The 21,752-nt window shown below is 63.6% G+C and carries 19 protein-coding genes; 10 read left to right on the forward strand and 9 right to left on the reverse strand.

Annotated elements, in window-relative coordinates:
- The first annotated feature begins 46 nt into the window (after positions 1–46).
- Positions 47–1,186, forward strand: coding sequence for a tRNA epoxyqueuosine(34) reductase QueG (gene queG / locus ACODSZ_RS09115; protein WP_488927433.1), 1,140 nt, complete (start codon positions 47–49; stop codon positions 1,184–1,186).
- 14 nt (positions 1,187–1,200) lie between these two features.
- On the opposite strand, the gene ACODSZ_RS09120 is transcribed toward queG, so the two are convergent.
- The 3 genes from ACODSZ_RS09120 to ACODSZ_RS09130 are packed head-to-tail and all read right to left on the reverse strand — an operon-like array spanning position 1,201 to position 4,756.
- Entirely contained in the window at positions 1,201–2,091 is an 891-nt protein-coding gene (locus tag ACODSZ_RS09120; protein WP_008325746.1) for an AEC family transporter, read from the reverse strand.
- Between the two features lie 5 nt (positions 2,092–2,096).
- Positions 2,097–2,687, reverse strand: coding sequence for a response regulator transcription factor (locus ACODSZ_RS09125; RefSeq protein ID WP_008325747.1), 591 nt, complete (start codon positions 2,685–2,687; stop codon positions 2,097–2,099).
- 41 nt (positions 2,688–2,728) lie between these two features.
- On the reverse strand, positions 2,729–4,756 hold the full coding sequence (locus tag ACODSZ_RS09130; RefSeq protein ID WP_488927463.1) for a two-component system sensor histidine kinase NtrB: 2,028 nt from the start codon (positions 4,754–4,756) through the stop codon (positions 2,729–2,731).
- Positions 4,757–4,959: 203 nt separating this feature from the next.
- Here ACODSZ_RS09130 and ACODSZ_RS09135 point away from each other — a divergent pair, with 203 nt between their 5' ends.
- The 3 genes from ACODSZ_RS09135 to ACODSZ_RS09145 all read left to right on the forward strand — a co-directional run bounded on the left by ACODSZ_RS09135 (position 4,960) and on the right by ACODSZ_RS09145 (position 7,944).
- Positions 4,960–5,976 carry a TRAP transporter substrate-binding protein gene (locus tag ACODSZ_RS09135; protein WP_175342688.1) on the forward strand — a complete coding sequence of 339 codons (1,017 nt, stop codon included), beginning with the start codon at positions 4,960–4,962 and terminating at the stop codon, positions 5,974–5,976.
- 130 nt (positions 5,977–6,106) lie between these two features.
- Positions 6,107–6,667: a TRAP transporter small permease gene (locus ACODSZ_RS09140; RefSeq protein WP_008325756.1), complete on the forward strand. Its 561-nt coding sequence runs from the start codon at positions 6,107–6,109 to the stop codon at positions 6,665–6,667.
- Positions 6,664–7,944, forward strand: coding sequence for a TRAP transporter large permease (locus ACODSZ_RS09145; RefSeq protein ID WP_175342690.1), 1,281 nt, complete (start codon positions 6,664–6,666; stop codon positions 7,942–7,944). Before ACODSZ_RS09140 ends, ACODSZ_RS09145 begins: the two co-directional genes overlap by 4 nt.
- Before the next feature lie 509 nt (positions 7,945–8,453).
- Here ACODSZ_RS09145 and ACODSZ_RS09150 read toward each other — a convergent pair.
- The gene (locus tag ACODSZ_RS09150) at positions 8,454–9,104 is read right to left on the reverse strand and encodes a VOC family protein (protein WP_488927434.1); all 651 of its coding nucleotides are present in this window, start codon (positions 9,102–9,104) and stop codon (positions 8,454–8,456) included.
- 97 nt (positions 9,105–9,201) lie between these two features.
- Here ACODSZ_RS09150 and ACODSZ_RS09155 point away from each other — a divergent pair, with 97 nt between their 5' ends.
- From ACODSZ_RS09155 to plsY, 4 genes are all read left to right on the forward strand, one after another.
- Positions 9,202–9,705, forward strand: a complete 504-nt coding sequence (locus ACODSZ_RS09155; protein ID WP_488927435.1) for a methylated-DNA--[protein]-cysteine S-methyltransferase — start codon at positions 9,202–9,204, stop codon at positions 9,703–9,705.
- 9 nt (positions 9,706–9,714) lie between these two features.
- Positions 9,715–10,638 (forward strand): site-specific tyrosine recombinase XerD, encoded by a 924-nt coding sequence (xerD, locus tag ACODSZ_RS09160; protein WP_175342693.1) that lies wholly within the window; start codon positions 9,715–9,717, stop codon positions 10,636–10,638.
- Between the two features lie 75 nt (positions 10,639–10,713).
- Positions 10,714–11,214: an aminoacyl-tRNA deacylase gene (locus ACODSZ_RS09165; RefSeq protein WP_175342694.1), complete on the forward strand. Its 501-nt coding sequence runs from the start codon at positions 10,714–10,716 to the stop codon at positions 11,212–11,214.
- A 57-nt stretch (positions 11,215–11,271) separates the two neighbouring features.
- Complete coding sequence (plsY, locus tag ACODSZ_RS09170) at positions 11,272–11,889, forward strand: glycerol-3-phosphate 1-O-acyltransferase PlsY (RefSeq protein WP_008325770.1); 618 nt, start codon at positions 11,272–11,274, stop codon at positions 11,887–11,889.
- Between the two features lie 112 nt (positions 11,890–12,001).
- Here plsY and tsaD read toward each other — a convergent pair whose 3' ends face one another.
- Entirely contained in the window at positions 12,002–13,057 is a 1,056-nt protein-coding gene (gene tsaD, locus ACODSZ_RS09175; RefSeq protein WP_008325771.1) for a tRNA (adenosine(37)-N6)-threonylcarbamoyltransferase complex transferase subunit TsaD, read from the reverse strand.
- Between the two features lie 128 nt (positions 13,058–13,185).
- On the opposite strand from tsaD, the gene ybiB reads away from it, so the two are divergent.
- Positions 13,186–14,220 carry a DNA-binding protein YbiB gene (gene ybiB, locus ACODSZ_RS09180; RefSeq protein ID WP_175342695.1) on the forward strand — a complete coding sequence of 345 codons (1,035 nt, stop codon included), beginning with the start codon at positions 13,186–13,188 and terminating at the stop codon, positions 14,218–14,220.
- Between the two features lie 234 nt (positions 14,221–14,454).
- Here the strand turns inward: ybiB and ACODSZ_RS09185 are convergent, their stop codons facing one another.
- The gene (locus tag ACODSZ_RS09185) at positions 14,455–14,907 is read right to left on the reverse strand and encodes an XRE family transcriptional regulator (RefSeq protein WP_175342696.1); all 453 of its coding nucleotides are present in this window, start codon (positions 14,905–14,907) and stop codon (positions 14,455–14,457) included.
- A gap of 1,000 nt (positions 14,908–15,907) precedes the next feature.
- On the opposite strand from ACODSZ_RS09185, the gene ACODSZ_RS09190 reads away from it, so the two are divergent.
- A complete protein-coding gene (locus ACODSZ_RS09190) occupies positions 15,908–18,010 on the forward strand; it encodes a putative bifunctional diguanylate cyclase/phosphodiesterase (protein ID WP_488927436.1) in 2,103 nt (700 codons plus the stop codon).
- Here ACODSZ_RS09190 and ACODSZ_RS09195 read toward each other — a convergent pair.
- The 3 genes from ACODSZ_RS09195 to ACODSZ_RS09205 form a co-directional block, all read right to left on the reverse strand.
- Positions 18,000–19,391: an MATE family efflux transporter gene (locus tag ACODSZ_RS09195; RefSeq protein ID WP_008325776.1), complete on the reverse strand. Its 1,392-nt coding sequence runs from the start codon at positions 19,389–19,391 to the stop codon at positions 18,000–18,002. The genes ACODSZ_RS09190 and ACODSZ_RS09195 overlap by 11 nt on opposite strands.
- A 17-nt stretch (positions 19,392–19,408) precedes the next feature.
- Complete coding sequence (locus ACODSZ_RS09200; RefSeq protein WP_175342698.1) at positions 19,409–21,133, reverse strand: ArnT family glycosyltransferase; 1,725 nt, start codon at positions 21,131–21,133, stop codon at positions 19,409–19,411.
- A gap of 241 nt (positions 21,134–21,374) precedes the next feature.
- The gene (locus ACODSZ_RS09205; RefSeq protein ID WP_008325780.1) at positions 21,375–21,644 is read right to left on the reverse strand and encodes a type B 50S ribosomal protein L31; all 270 of its coding nucleotides are present in this window, start codon (positions 21,642–21,644) and stop codon (positions 21,375–21,377) included.
- Between the last annotated feature and the right edge of the window lie 108 nt (positions 21,645–21,752).

Genomic DNA, 21,752 nt, shown 5'->3' on the forward strand with positions numbered 1-21,752 from the left:
CCGGGATGGTTCGTTACAAGATACTGGTTTCAAGGTTCAATGCCGCATGTCGTCCGACTCTACACCCGTCGATCTTGCTGATCCCGCCTTCCTGGCGGCGCTGGCCGCGACCATCAAGCGCTGGGGCCGCGAGCTGGGGTTTGCCGACGTGCGCATTGCCGACGTCGATCTGTCACACCGCGAAGCGGGCTTCCAAGCCTGGCTGGACAAGGGGTATCACGGCGAGATGGATTATATGGCAAGCCACGGCATGAAACGCGCGCGGCCGGCCGAACTGGTGCCCGGTACGGTGCGCGTGGTCAGCGTGCGCATGCCCTATCTGCCGCCCGCCGTCGACCCCGCCCGGTCCGAACAGCCCGACTGGCGCGCCCGCGAAGAGGCGCGCAGTGCCGATCCTGCGGCGGCCCAGGTCTCGATCTATGCGCGCGGACGCGACTACCACAAGGTCCTGCGCGCGCGCCTGCAGCAGTTGGCGACCCGCATCGAGGGGCGCATCGGTGCCTTCGGGTATCGTGTCTTCACCGATTCGGCCCCGGTCATGGAAGTGGCCCTGGCCGAGAAGGCCGGGCTGGGCTGGCGCGGCAAGCACACGCTCTTGCTGCACCGGGAGGCTGGTTCGATGTTCTTCCTGGGCGAGATGCTGACCGACCTGCCGCTGCCGGTGGATGATCCGGTCACGTCACATTGCGGCCAATGCAGCGCCTGCATCACGGCCTGTCCGACGGGCGCCATCGTCGCCCCTTACGAACTGGATGCGCGACGCTGCATTTCCTACCTCACCATCGAACTCAAGGGCAGCATCCCGGAAGCGCTGCGCCCGCTGATCGGCAATCGCATCTACGGCTGCGACGACTGCCAGCTCTACTGTCCCTGGAACAAGTTCGCCCAGCGCGCCAGCCTGCCAGACTTCGACCCGCGCCACGGACTCGATAGCGCCAGCCTGATCGACCTGTTCGGCTGGAGCGAAGCAGAATTCCTGAAAAATACCGAAGGCAGCGCCATTCGCCGCATTGGTCACGAACGCTGGCTGCGCAACCTGGCCGTGGGCCTGGGCAATGCCGCCGCGGTCGCTTCGCATCGGGGGGATGCCGCCATCGTGGCGGCCTTGCGTGCCCGCCAGGGGCATCCCTCGGCGCTGGTGGCCGAGCATGTGGCCTGGGCGTTGGCACGCCACGGTATCACCTAGCGCGCGTCGGCCGATCAGTGCACCAGCGCCAGCCAGATCGGGATGGTCAGCGCCGAGAGCATGGTTCCGAGTGAAATGAGGAAGGCCGTGAAGGGACCGTTGCCGCCCATGCGCGCAGCCAGGATGTAGGCGCTGGAGGCGGTGGGCAGGCTGCAGAACAGCACCACGATGCGCCACTGCAACGGCGGCAGGTGCAACAGCATGCCGACCACATAGGCGGTCAACGGCACGGCGAAGAGCTTGATCACGATGAACCAGGCCACCACCGGTTTGCTCTCCTTCAATCCCGACAGGCGCAGCCCGGCTCCGACCATCAGCAGACCCAGGGCGATGGAGGCGGCACCCAGGCGCGAGAGCACCACGCTGGCCGCTTCCGGCAGATGCAGGCCCAGTGCAGAAAACGTCAGGCCGCCAGCGGTCGCCACCAGCAAGGGATTGCGGGCCAGCTCGCGCAGCAGGTTGCTGTTTTTCGCGGCCAGCGCATGCACTGCGGCGATATTGCACAGGGGCACGCCAAAGCCCAGCAGGATGGCCATCAGGCCCGCACCTTCCTCGCCGGCCATGCGGGTGGCCAGTGCCAGGGCGATATAGGAGTTGAAGCGATAGGCGCACTGCATGCCCGACTCGTAGGTCATGGGCGTGGCACGCAACAGGGGTTTGCCCAGCCAGGTCAGCGCGATGCCCACCAGCAGCGAGCTCACGCCGGTCTGCACCATGCCGCCGGTGACCGAGAGGTCGACCTTCAGGCGCGCCGTGGAATAGAACAGCAGGGCAGGGAAGAGGATGAAGTAGACCAGCTTTTCCATGCCTGCCCAGAATTCGTCGCCCCAGTTGGAGAGACGATAGACCAGTACGCCCAGCACGATGAGGCTGAAGTCGGGCAGCAGGAGGTTGAGGATTTCCACAGCGCTTACTTCAGCAGCCGCGCCAGTTCGACGGCGGTCTTGACGTTCATCTTGTCGAAGATGTGGGCGCGATGGACTTCCACGGTACGCATGCTGATGCCCAGTTCATCGGCAATGACCTTGTTCATCTTGCCGGCCAGGATCAGGTCCAGCACTTCGCGTTCACGCGCCGAAAGCGCCGCCAGGCGGCTCTGCACGGCATCTTCGGCACCACCGGCGCGCGAGCTTTCCAGGGCTTCCAGCACGCGATCCATCAGCTGGTTGTCATTGAAGGGCTTCTCGAAGAAATCGAAGGCGCCGTTCTTGAGCATATCGACCGCCATGGGCACATCGCCATGACCGGTCAGGAAGATCACCGGGCGCCGGTGCAGCAGCCCCTTGGTCTTGAGTTCGTTGAACAGCGCCACGCCGCTGGTGCCGGGCATGCGCACGTCCAGCAGCAGGCATTCGCCCTCGGCATCGATCCCGGTGGCATGGGTCAGCGCGGCCAATACGGCAGTGCCGCTCTCGTAGCCGACGGCAGCGATGTTGCGCGAGCGCGCCAGCCAGGTCAGCGAATCGCGGATGATTTCTTCGTCGTCGACTATGTGCAGCATCGGTATGCGGGCGGGGATTCCAGAGTGGGCAAGGCGTTTCGTTATTGTGGCTGCGTGTGCTGGGCAGGCAGCGAAAACCGGAAGATTGTACCGCCTGCCGGGTTATCGGTGTAAGTGAGCGTGCCGCCGTGGAATTCGATGGTGGTGCGGCAGATGTTCAGACCCATGCCCATGCCCTCGGCCTTGGTCGAGAAGAAGGGCGAGAACAGGCGCGCCGCTACGTCCTCGGCAATCCCGTGCCCCTGGTCGATCACCGACACCGTGACCGATTCTGCACCATCGTCATTGCGAGTCAGCTCGGCGCTCACGCGCAGGATGCGGCGCGCCGACGGCACGGCGGCCATGGCCTGGATGCCGTTGCGGGTCAGGTTCAGGAGCACCTGTTCCAGCAGCACCTGGTCGCCCAGCACGGGCGGCAACGATTTGGGGACCTGCCACTGCAGCACCACGAAGAACTGTTGCGCCTGCAGTTCGACCAGCGGCGCCACGTTCTCCACCAGTTGCCGGATCTGCAGTCGCTGGCGCGCCGGTTCGCGCTTCTTGACGAACTGGTGCACGCTGCGGATCACATGGCCGGCCCGCTGGGCCTGGGCATGGATCTTCTCCAGCGCGGGCTGCAGCGCCTTGGGATCGGCCTGGCCCTGCTGCATCATGTTCAGCGCCCCGGTGGTATAGCTGGAGATGGCCGCCAGCGGCTGGTTCAGCTCGTGGGCCAGGGTCGAGGCGATCTCGCCCATGCTGGCCAGGCGGGCGCTGGCCTGCAGCTTTTCTTCCTGGGTGCGGTTGAGGTCTTCGGCGCGCTTGCGTTCGGAGATGTCGAGGATGGAGCCCATCCAGCCGGTCTGCCGGCCATCCTGGTCCACCAGCGGCGACTCGAAGATCAGCACCGGAAAGCGCTCGCCGTCGCGACGCTGGAAGATGGTCTCGAACTGCGGCGTGGCGCGCCCGGCCAGCACGTTGGAGAAGCGCTCCTGGTATTCATCCATGGCCTCCGGAGCCCAGTAGGGCATGGGCGGGATCTTGCCTACCAGCTCCTCGGGAGCGAAGCCGACCATCTTGCAGAAGGCCGGATTGACGTAGGTGATGCGGCCCTCCAGGTCGCGTGCGCGCATGCCGGTGACCAGTGAATTTTCCATCGCCGCGCGAAATACGGCTTCATTGAGCAGGGCCTTCTCGGCCTTGGTGCGCCGGTTGATGTCGCGCCACAAGGCCCACAGGCTCCACAGCAGGCCCAGCGAAAGCACCATCACCGAGCCCACCAGCAGATTGGGCAGGAGCTTGGGGGCGCTCTTGGTGCTGTTGGTATGCAGCACCAGGGTAAGGCCCGGCAGCTCCAATTCACGTCGGTGGGTATAGACGTTCAGGCCCGGTCCGCCCGAGGTGCGGCGGGCCACGACATTGTCGTCGGTATCGGTGAGCGAGATTTCATTGTCCTGCGCGAACCACCACGGCACCATCTCGTTGAGGATGCGCGCCACTGCGTAGCTGGCCACGAGGCTGCCGATGTAATGGTTGTCGCGAAACAGCGGCACATGATAATCCATGAGCATCGGCTCGGCGATGCCGGGCGGCACGGCCGGCGGGCTGTAGAGCGGGCGGTGCATCTGCTGCGCGCGGTCGGACGTCATCAGCGAAGGGGGCGAGAGATCGTTGCGACCGATAGGGAAATCGTCGGTGGAGGCCACCGCTCTCCCCTCGGCATTGAACCAGGTGACGCGATAGAACTCGCGGTTGTTGCGCAGCAGGGCATTCAAGCGGCTGCGGAAATGATCCCGGTGCAGGCGGCCATTGATGATCTCGCGGCCAATGATGCGCATGCTCTCGTCATCGCGACTCAACTGGAAGCGGATCGCCTGTTCCACCCACAGCGAATCGGCGATCAACTGTTCCAGCCGTTCGCTGGCTTCCATCTGCTGGGCCTGGCGCGGCAGCCAGATCAGCGTGACCAGAAACAGGCACATCAGCAGGAAGGGGATCAGCCAGCGCATGGTCGTCTTGCGGCCTGAGGCCTGCAACTGCGAGGCGGCATCGGGCTGGTGAGCGATCGGCGGTGGCGGGACGGTTTTCATGACGCCGCCAGTGTAGCCGCCCCCCAGGCCCGGCGCCAGCCTCCTGCGCAGCGGGAAGGTCAGGCAGCGGGACATTGTGGTTTTCCACAGTTGCCCTGCTTTGGTGAGGCCGCGAAAATTCGCGGGCACAATCCGGTTCTCATCAAGACCGGCCATATCCGAGAAGAACGAACAATCATTCAAACCTCACTGGGGAGACAAGCATGAAACTGAAGTCCATCGTCTTTGCGCTGGCTGCGGCCACCGTCGTCAATGTCGGCCTGGCTGCCAGCGCCTTCGCGCAGCAGCCCATCATCATCAAGTTCAGCCACGTGGTGGCCAACGACACGCCCAAGGGCAAGGCTGCCGAGCGTTTCAAGGAACTGGCCGAGAAGGCCACCCATGGCCGCGTGAAGGTCGAGGTCTATCCCAACAGCACCCTGTACAAGGACAAGGAAGAACTGGAAGCCCTGCAACTGGGCGCGGTACAGATGCTGGCGCCGTCGCTGGCCAAGTTCGGTCCGCTGGGCGTCAAGGAGTTCGAGGTCTTCGACCTGCCCTACATCTTCCCCAGCAAGGACGTGCTCTATCGCGTCACCGAAGGCCCCATCGGCAAGTCCCTCTTCAAGAAGCTGGAGCCCAAGGGCATCACCGGTCTGGCTTACTGGGACAATGGTTTCAAGGTGATGTCGGCCAACAAGCCGCTGCATCATCCGTCCGATTTCCGTGGCCTGAAGATGCGCATCCAGTCCTCCAAGGTACTTGATGCACAGATGCGTGCACTGGGCGCCAACCCGCAGGTGCTGGCCTTCTCCGAGGTCTACCAGGCCCTGCAGACCGGCGTGGTCGACGGTACCGAGAACCCGCCCTCGAACCTGTACACCCAGAAGATGCACGAAGTGCAAAAGGACGTCACCGTCTCCAACCACGGTTACCTGGGCTATGCGGTCATCGTCAACAAGAAGTTCTGGGACGGCCTGCCCTCGGACGTGCGCACCGAGCTTGAAGGCGCCATGAAGGATGCCACCAAGTACGCCAACGCCATCGCCCAGCAGGAAAATGATGCGGCTCTGGCCGCCGTCGAAAAGTCCGGCAAGACCACCGTCTATCGTCTCACCGACGCCGAGAAGGCTGAATGGCGCAAGGCCCTGCTGCCGGTACAGCAGCAGATGGCCGGTCGCATCGGCAAGGACCTGATCGACGCCGTCAACAAGGAAGCGGCAGCTCTGGGTCAGAAGTAAGCATCATCGGCTGCATTGGCCGCCCGCCTGCGTAGCCAGGCGGGCGCCTCCCTGTAAAGACCAATCCGAACAAGCAATGTCATGGGCTGATACCACTACGGTATCGGCCTGCTGGCGCAAGGAGACTTCAATGAAGTTACTCGACCATCTGGAAGAGTGGCTGATCGCGTTCCTCATGGCCGCGGCCACCTTCATCATTTTCGTGGCGGTGGTACACCGCTACGCCTCCGGCCTGGATATTCCCTGGCTGCAGGACCGGCTCATCCAGATCAACATGAGCTGGGCCCAGGAGCTGTGCATCTTCATGTTCGTGTGGATGGCCAAGTTCGGTGCCGCCTATGGCGTGCGCACCGGCATCCACGTCGGCGTCGACGTGCTGATCAACCGCATGAACACGCCGTGGCGCAACAAGTTCGTGCTCTTCGGCCTGTTTGCCGGCGCGCTCTTCACCGGTATCGTCGGCACCTTCGGCGCCGAATTCGTCTACGACATCGCCCAGCACGACAGCACCTCCGAAGTGATGGAGGTGCCGATGTGGATCGTCTATCTGGCCGTTCCGCTGGGTTCCTACCTGATGTGTTTCCGCTTCCTCCAGGTCGCGTGGAATTTCTACCGCACCGGCGACTTGCCCAAGCATGACCATGCCCACGTGGAAGGTCTGGACGAAGAAAGCAGCGGAGGTAAAGCATGAATGCACTGATCATTTTCGTCTTGCTGTTTGCCCTGATGCTGACCGGGATGCCCATCTCGATCTCGCTGGGCCTGACTGTCCTGACCTTCCTCTTCACGATGACCGACGTGCCTATCCAGTCGGTGGCTCTGAAGCTGTTTACCGGGATCGAGAAGTTCGAGATCATGGCGATCCCGTTCTTCATCCTGGCCGGCAACTTCCTCACCCATGGGGGGGTGGCGCGGCGCATGATCAACTTCGCCACGTCCATGGTCGGCCACTGGCATGGCGGCCTGGCCCTGGCCGGCGTGCTGGCCTGCGCGCTGTTCGCGGCGGTCTCGGGTTCCTCGCCGGCGACCGTGGTGGCCATCGGTTCCATCATCCTGCCGGCGATGGTCAATCAGGGCTTCCCCAAACGCTTCGGCGCGGGTGTCATCACCACCTCCGGCGCACTGGGCATCCTGATCCCACCTTCCATCGTGATGGTGATGTATTCGGTCTCCACCAATACCTCGGTGGGCAAGCTGTTCATGGCGGGCGTGGTACCGGGTCTGCTGCTGGCCTTCCTGCTGGGGCTGACTACCTGGTTCCTGGCGCGCAAGAACAACTACCCGCGCCTGAAGAAGGCGACCTGGGCCGAGCGCGGCGCCGCCTTCCGCAAGAGTGGCTGGGGCCTGTTCCTGGTGGTCATCGTCATGGGCGGCATCTACAGCGGCGTATTCACGCCCACCGAAGCGGCAGCCATGGCGGCGGTGTACGCCTTCTTCATCGCCGTGTTCGTCTACAAGGACATGAGCCTCAAGCAGGTCCCCAAGGTGCTGCTCGATTCGGCGTCGATGTCGGCCATGCTGCTCTACATCATCACCAACGCGGTGCTGTTCTCCTTCCTGGTGACCAGCGAGAACATCCCGCAGACGATGGCAGCCTGGATCACCGATTCCGGCCTGGGACCGATCACCTTCCTGCTGGTGGTCAACGTGCTGCTGCTGCTGGCCGGTAACGTCATGGAGCCTTCGTCCATCGTGCTGATCCTGGCGCCGATCCTGTTCCCGGTGGCGATGAAGCTGGGTATCGACCCGGTGCACTTCGGCATCCTCATCGTGGTCAACATGGAAGTGGGCATGTGCCATCCGCCGGTGGGCCTGAACCTGTACGTGGCCTCGGGCATCACCAAGATGGGCATCACCGAACTGACCGTCGCGGTCATGCCGTGGCTGCTGACCATGCTCGGTTTCCTGGCGCTGGTGACGTACTGGCCGGCCCTGTCGCTGTGGCTGCCCAACCTGATCTACAACTGATCGGCGATGACGTCATGAGACGATGAAATCGGCACCGCGAGGGTGCGCACCAGGTCGGTGCCGATTTCGTCAGATGTCTGTCAAGTTGCTGAAAAGTATGTTGGTTTTGCCCTGAAAAAGTGCTTTGAAACGGCACGAAGTGCTGCTAAAGTGCGGGCTTTGCTGAATCGGCAGATGGTGTTTGCCGTCCCGGCAATCGAGTTTTTGCAAACAAGTTTTTCTAGTGAGTTGTTGATGTACTTGCCTCACCGGTGACCCCTCCGACACATTGGAACGGGCGCAGCGAGGCAGCACCGAATACAAAGCGGGTGGTGCATAACAAACGGTATCGATACCGGGAAACTGAGGAGACGTGCATTCGATTGAAACCGTTCAAACGGTCGGGAATGCATCAGGAGTATTTTGAAGGCGCATCCGCGGATGCGCCTTTTTTCTTGGTATGGCGCGGTCGTGATGGATCGTATAAATCGTTTATACGGTTTATATTTTTTGCATCGGGCGACGGCACATCAGTCCAATATGCGCGCTCCCTGTGGCGTGGATACCACAGCACGCAGGCTGGCGTGCTTTGCTTGCTTCAAGACGATACGTGCATCGGCCAGTCCGATGCTCTGCCAGGCCACCTGCAATTGCTGCGCGGCGGGATGTTCCAGGACCAGTTGCTGCAAGCGGCATCCGCGCTCGGGCAGGGCGCTGGCCGGGTGCGCTGCGCTGAGCCACTGGATCAGGGAGGGCATCACGCCCGCGCAGGCCGGGGCGCCATCGGCAGCAATGGTGATGAGCCAGTCCAGTGTGCCCCGCTGCATGGGTTCGATGACACCGGGTGCGATGGGGCTGGCAGCTACCGCGGCGGTGATATCGCTGGTGCGCGCCACCCAGTGCGCCAGACGCGGTGCGGCATCGGCGGGCAAGTCATCCATGCCGAACCAGCGTGGGCGGTCCGGCGTTTGCGCTTGCGGATCGATGGCGATCACTTCCAGATAGAACCCTTCGCCCAGCGACAGCAGGGCATTGTGCGTACCCAGCCGCACATGCTGTCCGCCGATGCGCGGCGCCATGGAAACGCCCAGGCGCTGCTCCACCCAGGCCATGCCGGCCTCCAGCGTGGATGCGGTCACGACCAGATGGTCGGGGGCGGTGTACAAGGGGGTAGCGGTCATGCGGTCTCCAGGAAGTTTTGCCCGATGGTATCAAGCCCGTGCCTGAATTGCTTACAATAGGCGCCCCAGGCCCTTGCCGCGATTGCCCGGTTTTCCCATGACCCCTGCCGACTCCCCGTTGACCGCTCTGTTCTCTGCCGTGGTGCACACCCCCTTCGGCGGCATGGGCATCCGCACCCGGGCGGGAGCGCTGGTGGAGATGGTGTATCTGCCGCCGCACTACGCCGAGCAGGACGCCAGCGATGCCGTGGCCGCGCAGGCGGTGCAGCAGATCACGCATTATCTGGCCGATCCTGGCTATCGTTTCGCATTGCCGCTACAGACCGTCGGCAGTGCGTTCCAGCAGCGTGTCTGGCAAGCCATTGCCGAGATCCCCTGCGGTCAGGTGCTGACCTATGGGCAGGTTGCCAGGCGTATCCAGTCCGCGCCGCGCGCGGTAGGGCAGGCCTGTGGCGCCAACTGGTATCCGCTGGTGATTCCCTGTCATCGCGTGACGGCCGCAGGTGGCCTGGGCGGTTTCTCGCATCATGACGACGAAGATGGCTTCCACCTCGAGGTCAAGCGCTGGCTGCTGCGCCACGAAGGCGTGACCGGATACTGACGCACGGGCATGGGACGCACCACACCAAAGATCGAAGCCCCGTCCGTGAGCCGCGAGGCCATCGACGAATTCTGCGACACCCTGTGGCTGGAAGATGGCCTGTCCAAGAACACGCTGGAAGCCTACCGCCGCGACATGACCCTGTACGCCCACTGGCTCTATCAGGAGCGCGCCAAGGCGCTCTACGACACGCAGGCCGAAGACCTCAACGCCTACTTCGCCGCGCGCCATGATGCCACCAAGCCCAGCTCGTCCAATCGCCGCCTCGCCGTCCTGAAGCGCTTTTTCCAGCTGGCCTTGCGGCAGCACCATGTGGCCGCCGATCCTTGCCTGAAGCTGCGCTCGGCACGCCAGCCGCAGCGCCTGCCCAAGACCATGTCGGAAGCTCAGGTGGAGGCGCTGCTGGCAGCGCCCGATGTCTCCACGCCGCTGGGTCTGCGCGATCGCGCCATGATCGAACTGATGTATGCCAGCGGTTTGCGGGTGTCGGAACTGGTGAGCTTGAAGAGCATCGAGGTCGGCATGAATGAGGGCGTCTTGCGCGTCACCGGCAAGGGCAGCAAGACGCGCCTGGTGCCGTTCGGTGAGGAAGCGGGAGCGTGGATGGCGCGTTATCTGGCCGAGGCGCGCAGCCAGATCCTGCAGGGGCAGATCGATGATGCGCTCTTCGTTACCGCCCGCGGCGGGCCGATGACGCGCCAGATGTTCTGGACGCTCATCAAGAAATACGCGCTCCAGGCCGGCATCACCGTCCGTCTGTCGCCGCACACCTTGCGCCATGCCTTTGCCACGCACCTGCTCAACCATGGCGCCGACCTGCGCGTGGTGCAGCTGCTGCTGGGCCATGCCGACATCTCGACCACCCAGATCTACACGCATGTGGCGCGCGAACGCTTGAAGCAACTGCATGCCGCACATCACCCCCGCGGCTGATCTTGCGGCATAATGTGCGCCCATGACGGCCCGACCGGCCTGTGCGCCGGTCAGCCTGCCGTCAGGAAGACACCGATGAGCGCCAAGAAAGAACACATCTCCGAAACCCCCGCCACGCAATTCCTGCGCAAGCAGGGCGTGGTCTTCACCGAGCATCCCTACGATTACGAGGAGCACGGCGGCACCTCGGTGTCTTCGCGCGAACTGGGCGTGGACGAGCATGCGGTCATCAAGACCCTGGTGATGCAGGACGAGGCCGCCAAGCCGCTGCTGGTGCTCATGCACGGCGACTGCAAGGTCTCCACCAAGAACCTGGCGCGCCAGATTGGCTGCAAGTCGGTCGAGCCGTGCAAGCCGGAAGTGGCCAACCGCCACTCGGGTTTCCTGATCGGCGGCACCTCGCCCTTCGGCACGCGCAAGACCATGCCGGTTTATGTGGAGTCGACCATCCTCGAACTCGACAAGATCTACATCAACGGCGGACGCCGGGGATTTCTGGTCGGCATCGATCCGGCCGTGATCCTGAAGGTGCTGCCGGCCAAGGCGGTGCAGTGTGCACTGGCCGACGCAGCCTGAGCCTGTGCGACCTGCCCGCCACCCCCGAATGACAGAGACAACAGAAAGCCCCTCCTCATGTACAACATCCTCTTTGCCCTCGCGGCCTACCTGATCGGTTCGCTGTCCTTTGCGGTGCTGGTCTCCAAGCTGTTTGGCCTGTCCGACCCGCGCACCTATGGTTCGAAGAATCCGGGCGCGACCAATGTTCTGCGCAGCGGCAACAAGAAGGCGGCTGCGCTGACCCTGCTGGGTGACGGTTTCAAGGGTTGGCTGGCAGTGTGGCTGGCACAGAAGTTCGGCCCGCAGTTTGGCGTGGACGATACCGGCATTGCGCTGGTGACTCTGGCCGTCTTCCTGGGCCATCTGTGGCCGGTGTTCTTCCGCTTTGTCGGCGGCAAGGGCGTGGCCACTGCGCTGGGCATCCTGCTGGCGCTGGATCCGTGGCTGGGCCTGGCGACGCTGGCGACCTGGCTGGCGGTGGCCTTCGCCTTCCGCTATTCGTCGCTGGCGGCGCTGGTGGCAGCGCTGTTTGCGCCGTTCTACTACGGCCTGTTGTTCGGTACTACCGATGGCATTCTGCTGGCGGTGGTGGCCATGGCGGCCCTGCTGATCTATCGCCATCGCAAGAACATCGGCAACCTGCTGGCGGGCAAGGAAAGCCGCATTGGCGACAAGAAGAAGGCTGCCAAGTAAGGCCAGGTAAGGCCAGTTAAGGCCAGGCAAGCCTGCCGATTGGATTGGAAAGAAGGGCCGCAATTTGCATTGCGGCCCTTTTTGCTTATATCGTTTAAATAATTTACGTGATTCAGGCAGTAGTGGTGTCTTCCTGTCGCTGCGGCGGCCGCAACTCATCCAGCGGCCAGCGCGGGCGTACGCCAAAACCGTATTCCTTGCGCGCCGCACCCGGCTCCTCACGCAGGCGCATGGCACCGGCGAAGGCGATCATGGCACCGTTGTCGGTGCAGAATTGCAGTTCCGGATAGAAGACTTCATAACGCCGCTTGGCCGCCGCCGCATCGAGGGCCGCGCGCAGCTGCGCATTGGCACCCACGCCGCCGGCGATGACCAGACGCTTCAGGTTGGTCTGTTTCAGGGCCGTCATGCACTTGGCCACCAGCACGTCCACGATGGCATCGACGAAACCGCGCGCGATGTTGGCCTTGTCCTGTTCGCAGATGTTTGCGCTGTGCTGCTTGACCACGGTGAGTACCGCCGTCTTCAAGCCCGAGAAACTGAAATCGAGATTCTTGGAGTGCAGCATCGGACGCGGCAATTGATAAGCATTCGGATCGCCGAACTCGGCCAGGCGCGAAATCGCCGGCCCGCCCGGATAGCCCAGTCCCAGCAGCTTGGCCGACTTGTCGAAGGCTTCGCCAGCCGCGTCATCCAGAGTTTCGCCCAGAAGTTCATAACGCCCCACGCCATCCACGCGCATCAACTGCGTATGCCCGCCCGAGACGAGCAAGGCGATGAAGGGAAAGCGCGGCGGCTTGCTCGCCAGCAGGGGCGAGAGCAGATGACCCTCCAGGTGATGGATGCCCAGCACCGGCTTGTCCAGCGCCAGACCCAGCGCGCAGGCCACCGACGCACCCACCAGCAGCGCTCCGGCCAGACCCGGCCCCTGGGTGTAGGCGATGGCATCGATGTCAGTGGCGGGCACTCCGGCATCGGCCAGAGTTTGCGTGAGCAGCGGAATGGCGCGGCGGATGTGGTCGCGCGAGGCCAGCTCGGGGACGACACCGCCGTATTCCTGGTGCATGGCAATCTGCGAATGCAGGGCATGCGCCAGCAGACCGCGCTCGGTGTCGTACAGAGCGAGGCCGGTTTCGTCACAGGAAGATTCGACGCCGAGAACTAACATGGGATGCACTCAATGAAGCCGCCGCACCAGCGCAGGAGCACCGTGCGGCAAAGGCGCTATTGTAAAGGAAAGCCGCCGCACCAGCGCTGCAGCTGGGGCATCCGGCGCTTTTGGTGTACCCTTCGCCCATGTCAAACGATGCCCACATTCCTGCTCCGGCTGCGGCCGTCGAGCCTGCCTCCGGCACTGCGCTGCCGTCAGCGGCCCCCTTCGCCGCCGCCCGTTTCATCAAGGAAATCGGACGCGGCAAGGACGGTGCCCGCAGTCTTTCGCGCGAGGATGCGCAATTGCTGTACGCCGCCATGCTCGAGGGCCGCGTCAGCGATCTCGAACTCGGCGGCATCCTCTTGTCCATGCGCATCAAGGGCGAGTCTGTCGACGAGATCGCCGGCTTCCTGGCCGCCGCCGAGGCTTCGTTCACACCCTTGCGTGCGCCCGCAGGGCCCTATGCACCGGTGGTGCTGCCCAGCTACAACGGCTCGCGCAAGATGGCCAACCTGACCCCGTTGCTGTGCCTGCTGCTGGTGCGTCGCGGCGTGCCGGTGCTGATGCACGGCGTCACGCAGGACCCGCAGCGCGTGACCAGCGCCGAGATCTTTACCGCCCTGGGCGTGCCTCATGCGGCGTCGGCGGCCGAGGTAGAAGCCCGCATGGCCGCCAGGCTGCCGGCCTTCATCCCGATCGCCGCCCTGGCACCCGCAGTGGCCCGCCTGCTGAACCTGCGTCGCATCCTGGGGGTACGCAATTCCACCCACACACTGGTCAAGATCATGCAGCCGTTCGCGCAGCCCGCATTGCGTCTGACGTCGTACACCCATCCGGAATATCTGGAGATGCTGACCGACTACTTCAGTCATGCCGCCCCGCATGATCGCGGTGATGCCTTCCTGATGCGCGGTACCGAAGGCGAGACCGTGGCCAATGCGCGGCGGGCCCAGCGCATCGACTGGTTCAGTCGCGGCATGCGCACCGTGCTGGTGGAGAAACAGAGCGTGGCCGAGGATCTGCCGGATCTGCCCGATGGACAGGACGCCGCTGCGACCGCAGCCTGGATCATGGAGGTGCTGGAAGACCGCCGTCCGGTCCCGCAGGCCATCGCCGAGCAGGTCGATCACTGTGTCGACGTGGCCGCGCGCGTGGGAGGCAACCTGCCTGCCACGTGAACGATGTGCCACAGAGGATCCCGTGAGGCGGGAAGCTGACATGTTGACAGGGTGTGCGCGCAAGCACAGTGGCCTGCGACCGATCCTGCACAGGCCGGCGATAAGAAAACAACGCGAAGAAGCAGGATCCCAGGGGGGGCGGGATCGTGATTCGGAGAGGTGGGAAACTGGGAGAAAACGTCAGGAAATCATGCGACCGACGCTACGCACGAGCGTGAAAGCGTGAGATCGTCTTCAGGTGCGTGATCGACGACGCGGGGTGGTCTTGGTGGCCGGAATGATCTTCTCGGCCGCCTGGATAGCAAGCTGGGAGAAGGCGAAGATCACTTCCTTGACGATCTTGCGCTGGGGCGCGGGCAGATTGATGAACGCCTCGAAGGCTTCGCGTTCGCGGTAGCCGATGGCTTCTTCCCAGCGGGCGCGACGCTTGTCGATGCGCTTGCTGAGTTCTTCGCCGAAGCGCAGATGCTGTGGCGTGACAATGAGCCACTCGGCCAGCGTTTCCAGCTTGTCCTGCTTGGGCATTGACTCCCCCAGCAGCCAGCGGCGTACCCCATGCAGGGTCATCGGCTTGCCCCAGTAACGCAGATTGAATTCCCTTTCCAGAACGGCGGGCTTGGGTTCGTATCCAGCTTTTTCCATCGCTGCGCGCAGGCGCTTGGCGAATTTTTGATTGGCGGTTTCCATGATTTCGAAGGTACTTTGAGGTAGCGCTTTCCGGGGTACGTTTGCTTCCGAGGTGAGTTACGCCGCAAACGTGATTTATACTCACTGCCTTGAACGTCTGCGCCATCGCTCCGGCAACGGGTCGCACGCCACCCCGCCGAAGCAGTTCCGGCAAGCATTTCCGGCCGATGGGAAAGCGTCCATGTGCAAGTCTCCACAGCGATCTTTGGTGCAGTGTGCAGCCGCATTTGGCACGGTGCGCCGTGCACAGATGTCAGGTCATCAGGCCACTGCAAGTACGTCGTGGAGAGTTTGTTGCAGGGCCGGCCGGGTGCATCGCATGCTTGGCGCAGGAGGGACGATGCCGGTCTTGTGATGTCTGCATTGTCGGTCCAGATGTCTTGCGTGTGCATCGGGCAGGCGCAAATTTTTAAGGTTTGTGTCCGTCGCGAGACACGCGCCGTGGTACGCGATGCGGGCTTTACGATCTGGCGCGGCGCGGCATTTCGCGCCCGAAGCGCGCTAGAATAGCGGGACAGAGAAAAGGGGAACCGGGCATCCGGTGAATGAATAGCCGATATCTTTCCCATTCCACGGGGATGGAATTTTGTTAGATAATTCGGTCCACCCTTTTGGGGGGCAGCAAGGTCCGAAAACTTTCCGGACAGTCACACGAGCAGCAGGCTGGTTGCAACTAATCGAACAAATCAAAGAAGTCAGCAGCATCCTTGTGGTACGTTTTTGTTACGTAACTTTTTGATGTTCCCGCAATGACGCCTGTGGCGTCGCGTCAGTGGCATGGTTTCCTGCCGCACGCGATGCGGCCAGCTCCATTGCGGGATGGAACGCGGCGACCCGTGGAGATGCCACGGCGATCGACTGACGTCCTGCAGCCCGCTACGCCATGTCGGCAGCGTGGGTGCACCGGGACGGAACGGCCGCGATACCGAGCAGGCGTGCTGTCCTGCGGGCTCCCAGCGATCGCCCGCGTGGAAGGTGCGCACCCGAGCCAGGTCCGACGATGTCAGCTTCCTTTCATTTCCTGCTGTTGGCCTTCGCCTTGCTGGTCGCCAGCCTGTCGTCCTATGCGGCCTTGGAGGTCTCCGAGCGCATCGTGCTGCAGGAAGCCCAGCGTCGCCGGCTATGGCTCTCGGTAGGGGCGGTCGTGTTCGGCATGGGCGTGTGGGGCGCCATGCTGCTGACCGTGGCCTCGCTGGACACCCCCGTGCGCATTGGTTTCGATGCGCGCATGGTGGTGCTGGCCCTGTTGCTGTGCCTGGCCAGCGCCTTTTACCTGATGCACCTGACGGGCATGCGGCGCCCCCATTCCACCCGGCTGGTGATCGGCGGGTTGGCCATCGGCGCAGCCTTCAATGCCGCCTTCCACATTGCGCTGCGCTCCATGACGCTGGTGCCGCCCGTGCTGTACGACACGCACCTGCTGATCCTGGCGCTGGTGGTATCGGAGGTGCTGGCGGTGTTCATCGTCACGCTCTTTTCGGCCAGCAACGGACGCAAGCCCATGACCGGTTCGCTCAACTCGCAGCAGGCTCGTCGCGTGCTGGCCGCCTTGCTGGTGGGTGCCGGAGTGGTGTCGGCGGCGGTGGCCGGGCTGCGTGCTCTGCACATCGACCCGCAGACGCAGGGCCTGGCCGGAGAAGGCATCACGCGTGAGCATCTGGTCAATGGCCTGGTGTTCCTGGCCTTCCTGGCCATGGCGCTGGCGCTGGTGGTCAGCGGCGTGCAGCGCAACCAGGTCTTGAAGAAGATCGTCGGTCGCACCAATGACAAGCTGCTGCACTTTGCCACCCATGATGTACTCACCGGCCTGCCCAACCGGGCTTTGCTGGCGGACCGCATCCAGCATGCGGTAGAGGTGGCGCGCCGCAATGGCAGGCCGTTCGCGGTGCTGTTCATGGATCTCGATGGCTTCAAGGCCATCAACGATTCGCTCGGCCATGCCGTCGGGGATGGCCTGCTGGTGGCCGTGGCGCAACGTATCCGCGCCTGCATCCGGGGCGAGGACATGGTGGCGCGCATTGGTGGCGACGAGTTCGTGGTGGTGATGAGCAATCTCTCCACGCCCGAGGTGGTGGAGCAATTGTCGGAAAACATCCTGGCCGTATTGCGCCAGGATTTCCAGATCGAGGACGCGACCCTGCGCGTGACCTCCAGCATCGGCATTGCCGTCTATCCCAACAGTGGGGAGTCGGTCGATGCCCTGATGAAGAACGCTGACGCCGCCATGTACGAGGCCAAGCAGAGCGGTCGCAATACCTATCGCTTCTTCGAACCAGCCATGCACGCCAGTGCCATGCGCCATCTGCAGGTGCGGCAGGCACTGCAGCAGGCCATCGACGGCCAGCAGTTCCGCCTGCATTTCCAGCCCAAATATCGTGGCGCCGGCAAGGAACTGACCGGGCTGGAAGCCCTGCTGCGCTGGCATCATCCTGAACTGGGCGAGATGGCGCCGTCCGAATTCATTCCCATCGCCGAGCGTTCGGGCCAGATCCTCAGCATCGGTGACTGGGTGCTGCAGGCGGTGTGCAGGCAGATCGCCTGCTGGGATGCGGCCGGGATGAAGCCGGTCAAGGTGGCCATGAACCTGTCGCCGCTGCAGATGCGCAGCGATCTGGTGGACAGCATCGTCGAGGTGGTCAGCGCAGCCGGCATCGCGCCGCAGCGGCTCATGTTCGAGATCACGGAAACGGCCGCCATGAAGGATGTGGAGCGCACCACGCGGGTGGTGCGCGAGCTGCAGTCACTGGGCTTCGACATTGCCATCGATGACTTCGGCACCGGCTATTCCAGCCTGGCCTATCTGGCGCAGTTCCACTGCCGGCAGGTCAAGATCGACCGTTTCTTTACCTCGCGCCTGGACCTGGAGGACCACTCCGGACGCGCCATCGTGGCCGCCATCATCGCGCTGGCACATGCCCTGCAGATGGAAGTGGTGGCCGAAGGGGTGGAGACCGAAGGGCAGTTGCGCGAACTGCAGCTGCTGCATTGTGATCAGGTGCAGGGCTTCCTGCTGGGGCGACCGGATGAGCCCTTGAGCGTGCCCGGACTGGTCAATGCCAGCAATGACGATCTGTTTGCGGCCGGCAGCGTGATCAAACGCTGAGTTCGCCGCGTTGCGCGCGGCGCTGTATGACCCGCAGATAGGCCAGCAGTCCTGCACCCACCAGGCCGAGACTGACACTGTTGGCCAGCCAGAATCCGGCCGGACCGCGCAGGGCCGACGGTGTCACGCCCAGCGGATCGAGTCCCAGCAGATAACCGCCGCCCAGACCCACCCCCCACAGCGTGACCGCGTAGATGACGGTGGGTACCACTGCCACCTTGTAGGCACGCAGCACGAAGGCCGTGGTCACCTGCATGGAATCGAACAGCTGGTAGAAGGCGATGTAGAGGAACAGCGGCAGTGCCGCACTGACGATGACCGGGTCCGGCGTATAGGCGCGAATGATATGCCCCCGCAGGAACCAGACGATCACGCCGATGACCACCGACAGCGACACCGCCAGGCGTATGCCGGCACGGCCGATCTTTCTGGCCTCAGGCATGTTGCCGCCGCCGATGGCTTGCGCCACCAGCGTGCCGGTGGCGCTGGCAATGGACAGCGGCAGCATGTAGAGCACCGTGCCGACATTGGCCGTGATCTGATGTCCGGCCACCGGGACAGCACCGAGGCGCGCGATGAACACCGCCATCAAGGTGAAGGCGGTGACCTCGATAAAATAGGACATGCCGATCGGAATGCCCAGTCGCAGCAGGGTGCGCTGGCTTTTCCAGGAGGGCGCGACGAAACCGCTGCCAAACAGCTTGAGCGGACGATACAGGGGCAGGCGGGCGACCAGCATCCAGGCCGCGATCATCATCAGCCAGGCGATGAGGGTGGTGGCGATGGCGCAGCCTGGGCCGCCGAAGGCCGGCAGTCCCAGGCCGCCGAAGATGAGCAGGGCATTGAGCGGGAGCTTCAGCAGCAGTCCGCCCAGTTGCAGGGCCATCACCATCTTGGGCCGGGCCAGTGCCGTATTGAGCGAGGAATAGACGCGGAAGAACAGCGTGGCCGGCAGCGCCAGCGCTTCGATGCGCAGGTACAGCGTGGCCTTTTCCACCAGTTCCGGCGAAGCCTTGGCCAGCGCCAGGAAGAGCGGTGAGAACATCAGGATCAGGGAGCCCACGATGGACAGCAGTACGGCCAGCCACAGGCCCTGCTTGACCTCGTGGCCGATCTCGCCCGTGCGACCGGCGCCGAAGAGCTGGCCGATGGTGGGCTGCAGCGCCTGCAATACGCCCGACAGGCCGACGAAGACGCTCACGTAGATCGACACGCCCAGTGCCAGCGCGCCCAGGTCCAGGGCCGAAAAGCGCGAGACCATGGCGGTATCGATGACGCCATTGGCGATGATGGCCAGCTGCCCGATCAGCAGTGGCCAGGCTAGCCGCGCGATGCGGCCGACGTGATGGCGGGAGGAGAGGGCGGGCAGTTCAGTGGTCACGCGGCGATGGTCCCCGATCAGCGACCGGCGCGGCGATACAGGCGGAAGCGCTCGTCGCGGTCGGAGGGCCGGCGGCCTTCCCAGAGCATGCGCCAGTTGCCAGGGTACTGGCGCAGCATGAGCGAGGCATCCTGGTTGCTGATGTCATCCTGCAGCAGCAGGTAGTCGCAGCTCTGGTCGCGCTCGTCGGCAAAGCGCACGTTGCCGAAGTAGGCGAAGGAAGCGCGCTGGGCCGGACCGACATTGGTCTGTACGCATTGCTTGACCGAGCCCAGTTTCGATTCGATCTGTTCGGCCACGCCTGCATAGCTCTTGCCATAGTTGACCCAGGGCAGCCACAGCGTCATCAGCAGTACCCAGCACAGGATCACGCCGCCCGAGGACAGCACGACCGCGCGCCACAGTACCGAAGGACGGCGCGAGATGCGCCAGTGCACCACGACGATCCAGGCGATGGTGGCGGCCACGGCTATGGCCAGGGAAATCCAGGTGAAGCCGGGTTTGAAGCCGGGGGCCAGCTTGTAGGCATTGCGGGCGATCTGCGCCGGCCAGCCGGTTTCCTTGGCGATCCAGCCGATCCAGATGAAGGCGGCCGAGGTGGTCAGCGTCATTACCGAGAACCAGTCCACCGCATTGATGGCGCCGCGCTTCATGGTCGGCAGGCCGAAGGCGGCCAGGATCGCCAGTGCCGGCAGCAGCGGCAGCAGCATGCCTTCTTCACGATGCACGTTGATGAGCACCAGCAGCGTGATGGGGATCAGGAAGGCCAATGGCAAGGCGATGTGCAGCGAACCCAGCTGACGTCGCCAGGCGTACAGCGCCCAGCCGGCGAAAGGCCAGGCGGGCCAGGCGAACCAGACGCCGTACTTGCCGAGGAAGGCCAGGGTGGACAGCGTCGGACGATTGAGCTGGTAGATGTTCCAGCTCATCCACAGTTCGAACTGGCTGGCCGCTTCGGCCGGGATAAGGTGCTGCAAGGCCACCACCCATACCGCGCTGATGAGCAGGGCCAGCGGCAGTGCCAGCAACAGCAAGCGGCTCATGGCGCGGCCGTCCTTGCGCAGGAGCGCCAGCAGCACCAGCGCGATGAGCACCCCAGCCGGCAGCAGCCAGCCATAGGTCAGCACCAGCATGCCCAGCGCCAGGCCCAGCCACATGCCGTGACGCCACTTGCCGGCATCGAACACACGCGCCGCGCCGAACATGGCATAGGCCACCAGCGCGATCTGCAGGGTCTTGGGACTGGTCTCGTGGCTGTGCAGCAGCAGGCCGAGGAAACCGAGATAGATCAGGAAGGCGCCATCGGCCAGGGTACGGCCGAAGTCCTTGGGCTCGGGCTGGCCGCCGAAGGCCAGCTTCAAGGGCTGTGCTTCGGCGCGGCGACCCAGCAGGTAGGTGGTGTACCAGATCGACATGGAGCCGACCAGGAAGCAGCCCACCACCGAGATGCGCGCGGCCAGCGGGTCGCCCAGCAGCCAGCCGAAGAGTTTGATGCAGATTGCACCAAACCAGTAGGCCAGCGGGCTTTCGGCCGGCAGCGGCAGGCCGGCCACGTTGGGGGTGAGCCAGTCGGTCAGCGTGCCGTGGGCCATGGTCCACATGATGCCGAAGCTGGTGGCGTCCTCGTTCTTCCACGGATCGCGGCCGATCAGGCCGGGCAGGATGTAGAGGAGGGCAAGCGCAAGCAGGACCATGCGCGGAAGCGCATTGGTCGCGGCGGCGGGAAGACGGACTGGCTTCATCAAGATCTTGTTGCTCTTGTTCTGTGCTGCGTGTTGGGTGATGCGCTGGCCGGAGGGCCTGGGCCGCGCGGTCGCCGTTGTGTTCGGCGGCTGGTGTTTTTTTAGCAGGCCCTATTGTGCAGGAAAACCCGGTAAAAAGTTGTTTCTGTCTGCTACATCGTGGTGCAGGCGCGGCCTGGGCACCACCGAAGATCCAAACAAAAAAGGCAGCCGGAGCTGCCTTTTTTGAGGGAAGTACAGATTACGCCTTCGAGACCGCAGTCTTCGAACCGACGGAACCGAACTTCTGGCGGAACTTCTCGACGCGGCCAGCGGTGTCGACGATCTTGTGCTTGCCGGTGTAGAACGGGTGCGATTCGGAGGACACTTCGATCTTCACCAGGGGATATTGCTTGCCTTCGAACTCGGCGGTTTCGCGGGTGCCGATGGTCGAGCGGGTGATGAACTTGAAGTCGTTCGACATGTCGTGGAACAGGACTTCGCGGTAATCCGGGTGGATGCCTTCTTTCATGATTGCCTCAAGAGTAGTTTGGTAGCCAATCGCCACTTCGTCGGTCGCCCTGCTTCTTGACCCGATTGATGATCACTTGCCGGTTTGGAAAAGTCCGAAATTATACAG

The sequence above is a fragment of the Herbaspirillum sp. FG34 genome, assembly GCF_057809315.1.

Excerpts from the sequence above, each read along its gene's own strand:
- queG (WP_488927433.1), top strand. The coding sequence starts at position 47 with ATGTCGTCCGACTCTACACCCGTCGATCTTGCTGATCCCGCCTTCCTG.
- ACODSZ_RS09125 (WP_008325747.1), bottom strand. The coding sequence starts at position 2,687 with ATGCTGCACATAGTCGACGACGAAGAAATCATCCGCGATTCGCTGACC.
- ACODSZ_RS09130 (WP_488927463.1), bottom strand. The coding sequence starts at position 4,756 with ATGAAAACCGTCCCGCCACCGCCGATCGCTCACCAGCCCGATGCCGCC.
- ACODSZ_RS09135 (WP_175342688.1), top strand. The coding sequence starts at position 4,960 with ATGAAACTGAAGTCCATCGTCTTTGCGCTGGCTGCGGCCACCGTCGTC.
- ACODSZ_RS09140 (WP_008325756.1), top strand. The coding sequence starts at position 6,107 with ATGAAGTTACTCGACCATCTGGAAGAGTGGCTGATCGCGTTCCTCATG.
- ACODSZ_RS09145 (WP_175342690.1), top strand. The coding sequence starts at position 6,664 with ATGAATGCACTGATCATTTTCGTCTTGCTGTTTGCCCTGATGCTGACC.
- ACODSZ_RS09150 (WP_488927434.1), bottom strand. The coding sequence starts at position 9,104 with ATGACCGCTACCCCCTTGTACACCGCCCCCGACCATCTGGTCGTGACC.
- ACODSZ_RS09155 (WP_488927435.1), top strand. The coding sequence starts at position 9,202 with ATGACCCCTGCCGACTCCCCGTTGACCGCTCTGTTCTCTGCCGTGGTG.
- xerD (WP_175342693.1), top strand. The coding sequence starts at position 9,715 with ATGGGACGCACCACACCAAAGATCGAAGCCCCGTCCGTGAGCCGCGAG.
- ACODSZ_RS09165 (WP_175342694.1), top strand. The coding sequence starts at position 10,714 with ATGAGCGCCAAGAAAGAACACATCTCCGAAACCCCCGCCACGCAATTC.
- plsY (WP_008325770.1), top strand. The coding sequence starts at position 11,272 with ATGTACAACATCCTCTTTGCCCTCGCGGCCTACCTGATCGGTTCGCTG.
- tsaD (WP_008325771.1), bottom strand. The coding sequence starts at position 13,057 with ATGTTAGTTCTCGGCGTCGAATCTTCCTGTGACGAAACCGGCCTCGCT.
- ybiB (WP_175342695.1), top strand. The coding sequence starts at position 13,186 with ATGTCAAACGATGCCCACATTCCTGCTCCGGCTGCGGCCGTCGAGCCT.
- ACODSZ_RS09185 (WP_175342696.1), bottom strand. The coding sequence starts at position 14,907 with ATGGAAACCGCCAATCAAAAATTCGCCAAGCGCCTGCGCGCAGCGATG.
- ACODSZ_RS09190 (WP_488927436.1), top strand. The coding sequence starts at position 15,908 with ATGTCAGCTTCCTTTCATTTCCTGCTGTTGGCCTTCGCCTTGCTGGTC.
- ACODSZ_RS09200 (WP_175342698.1), bottom strand. The coding sequence starts at position 21,133 with ATGAAGCCAGTCCGTCTTCCCGCCGCCGCGACCAATGCGCTTCCGCGC.
- ACODSZ_RS09205 (WP_008325780.1), bottom strand. The coding sequence starts at position 21,644 with ATGAAAGAAGGCATCCACCCGGATTACCGCGAAGTCCTGTTCCACGAC.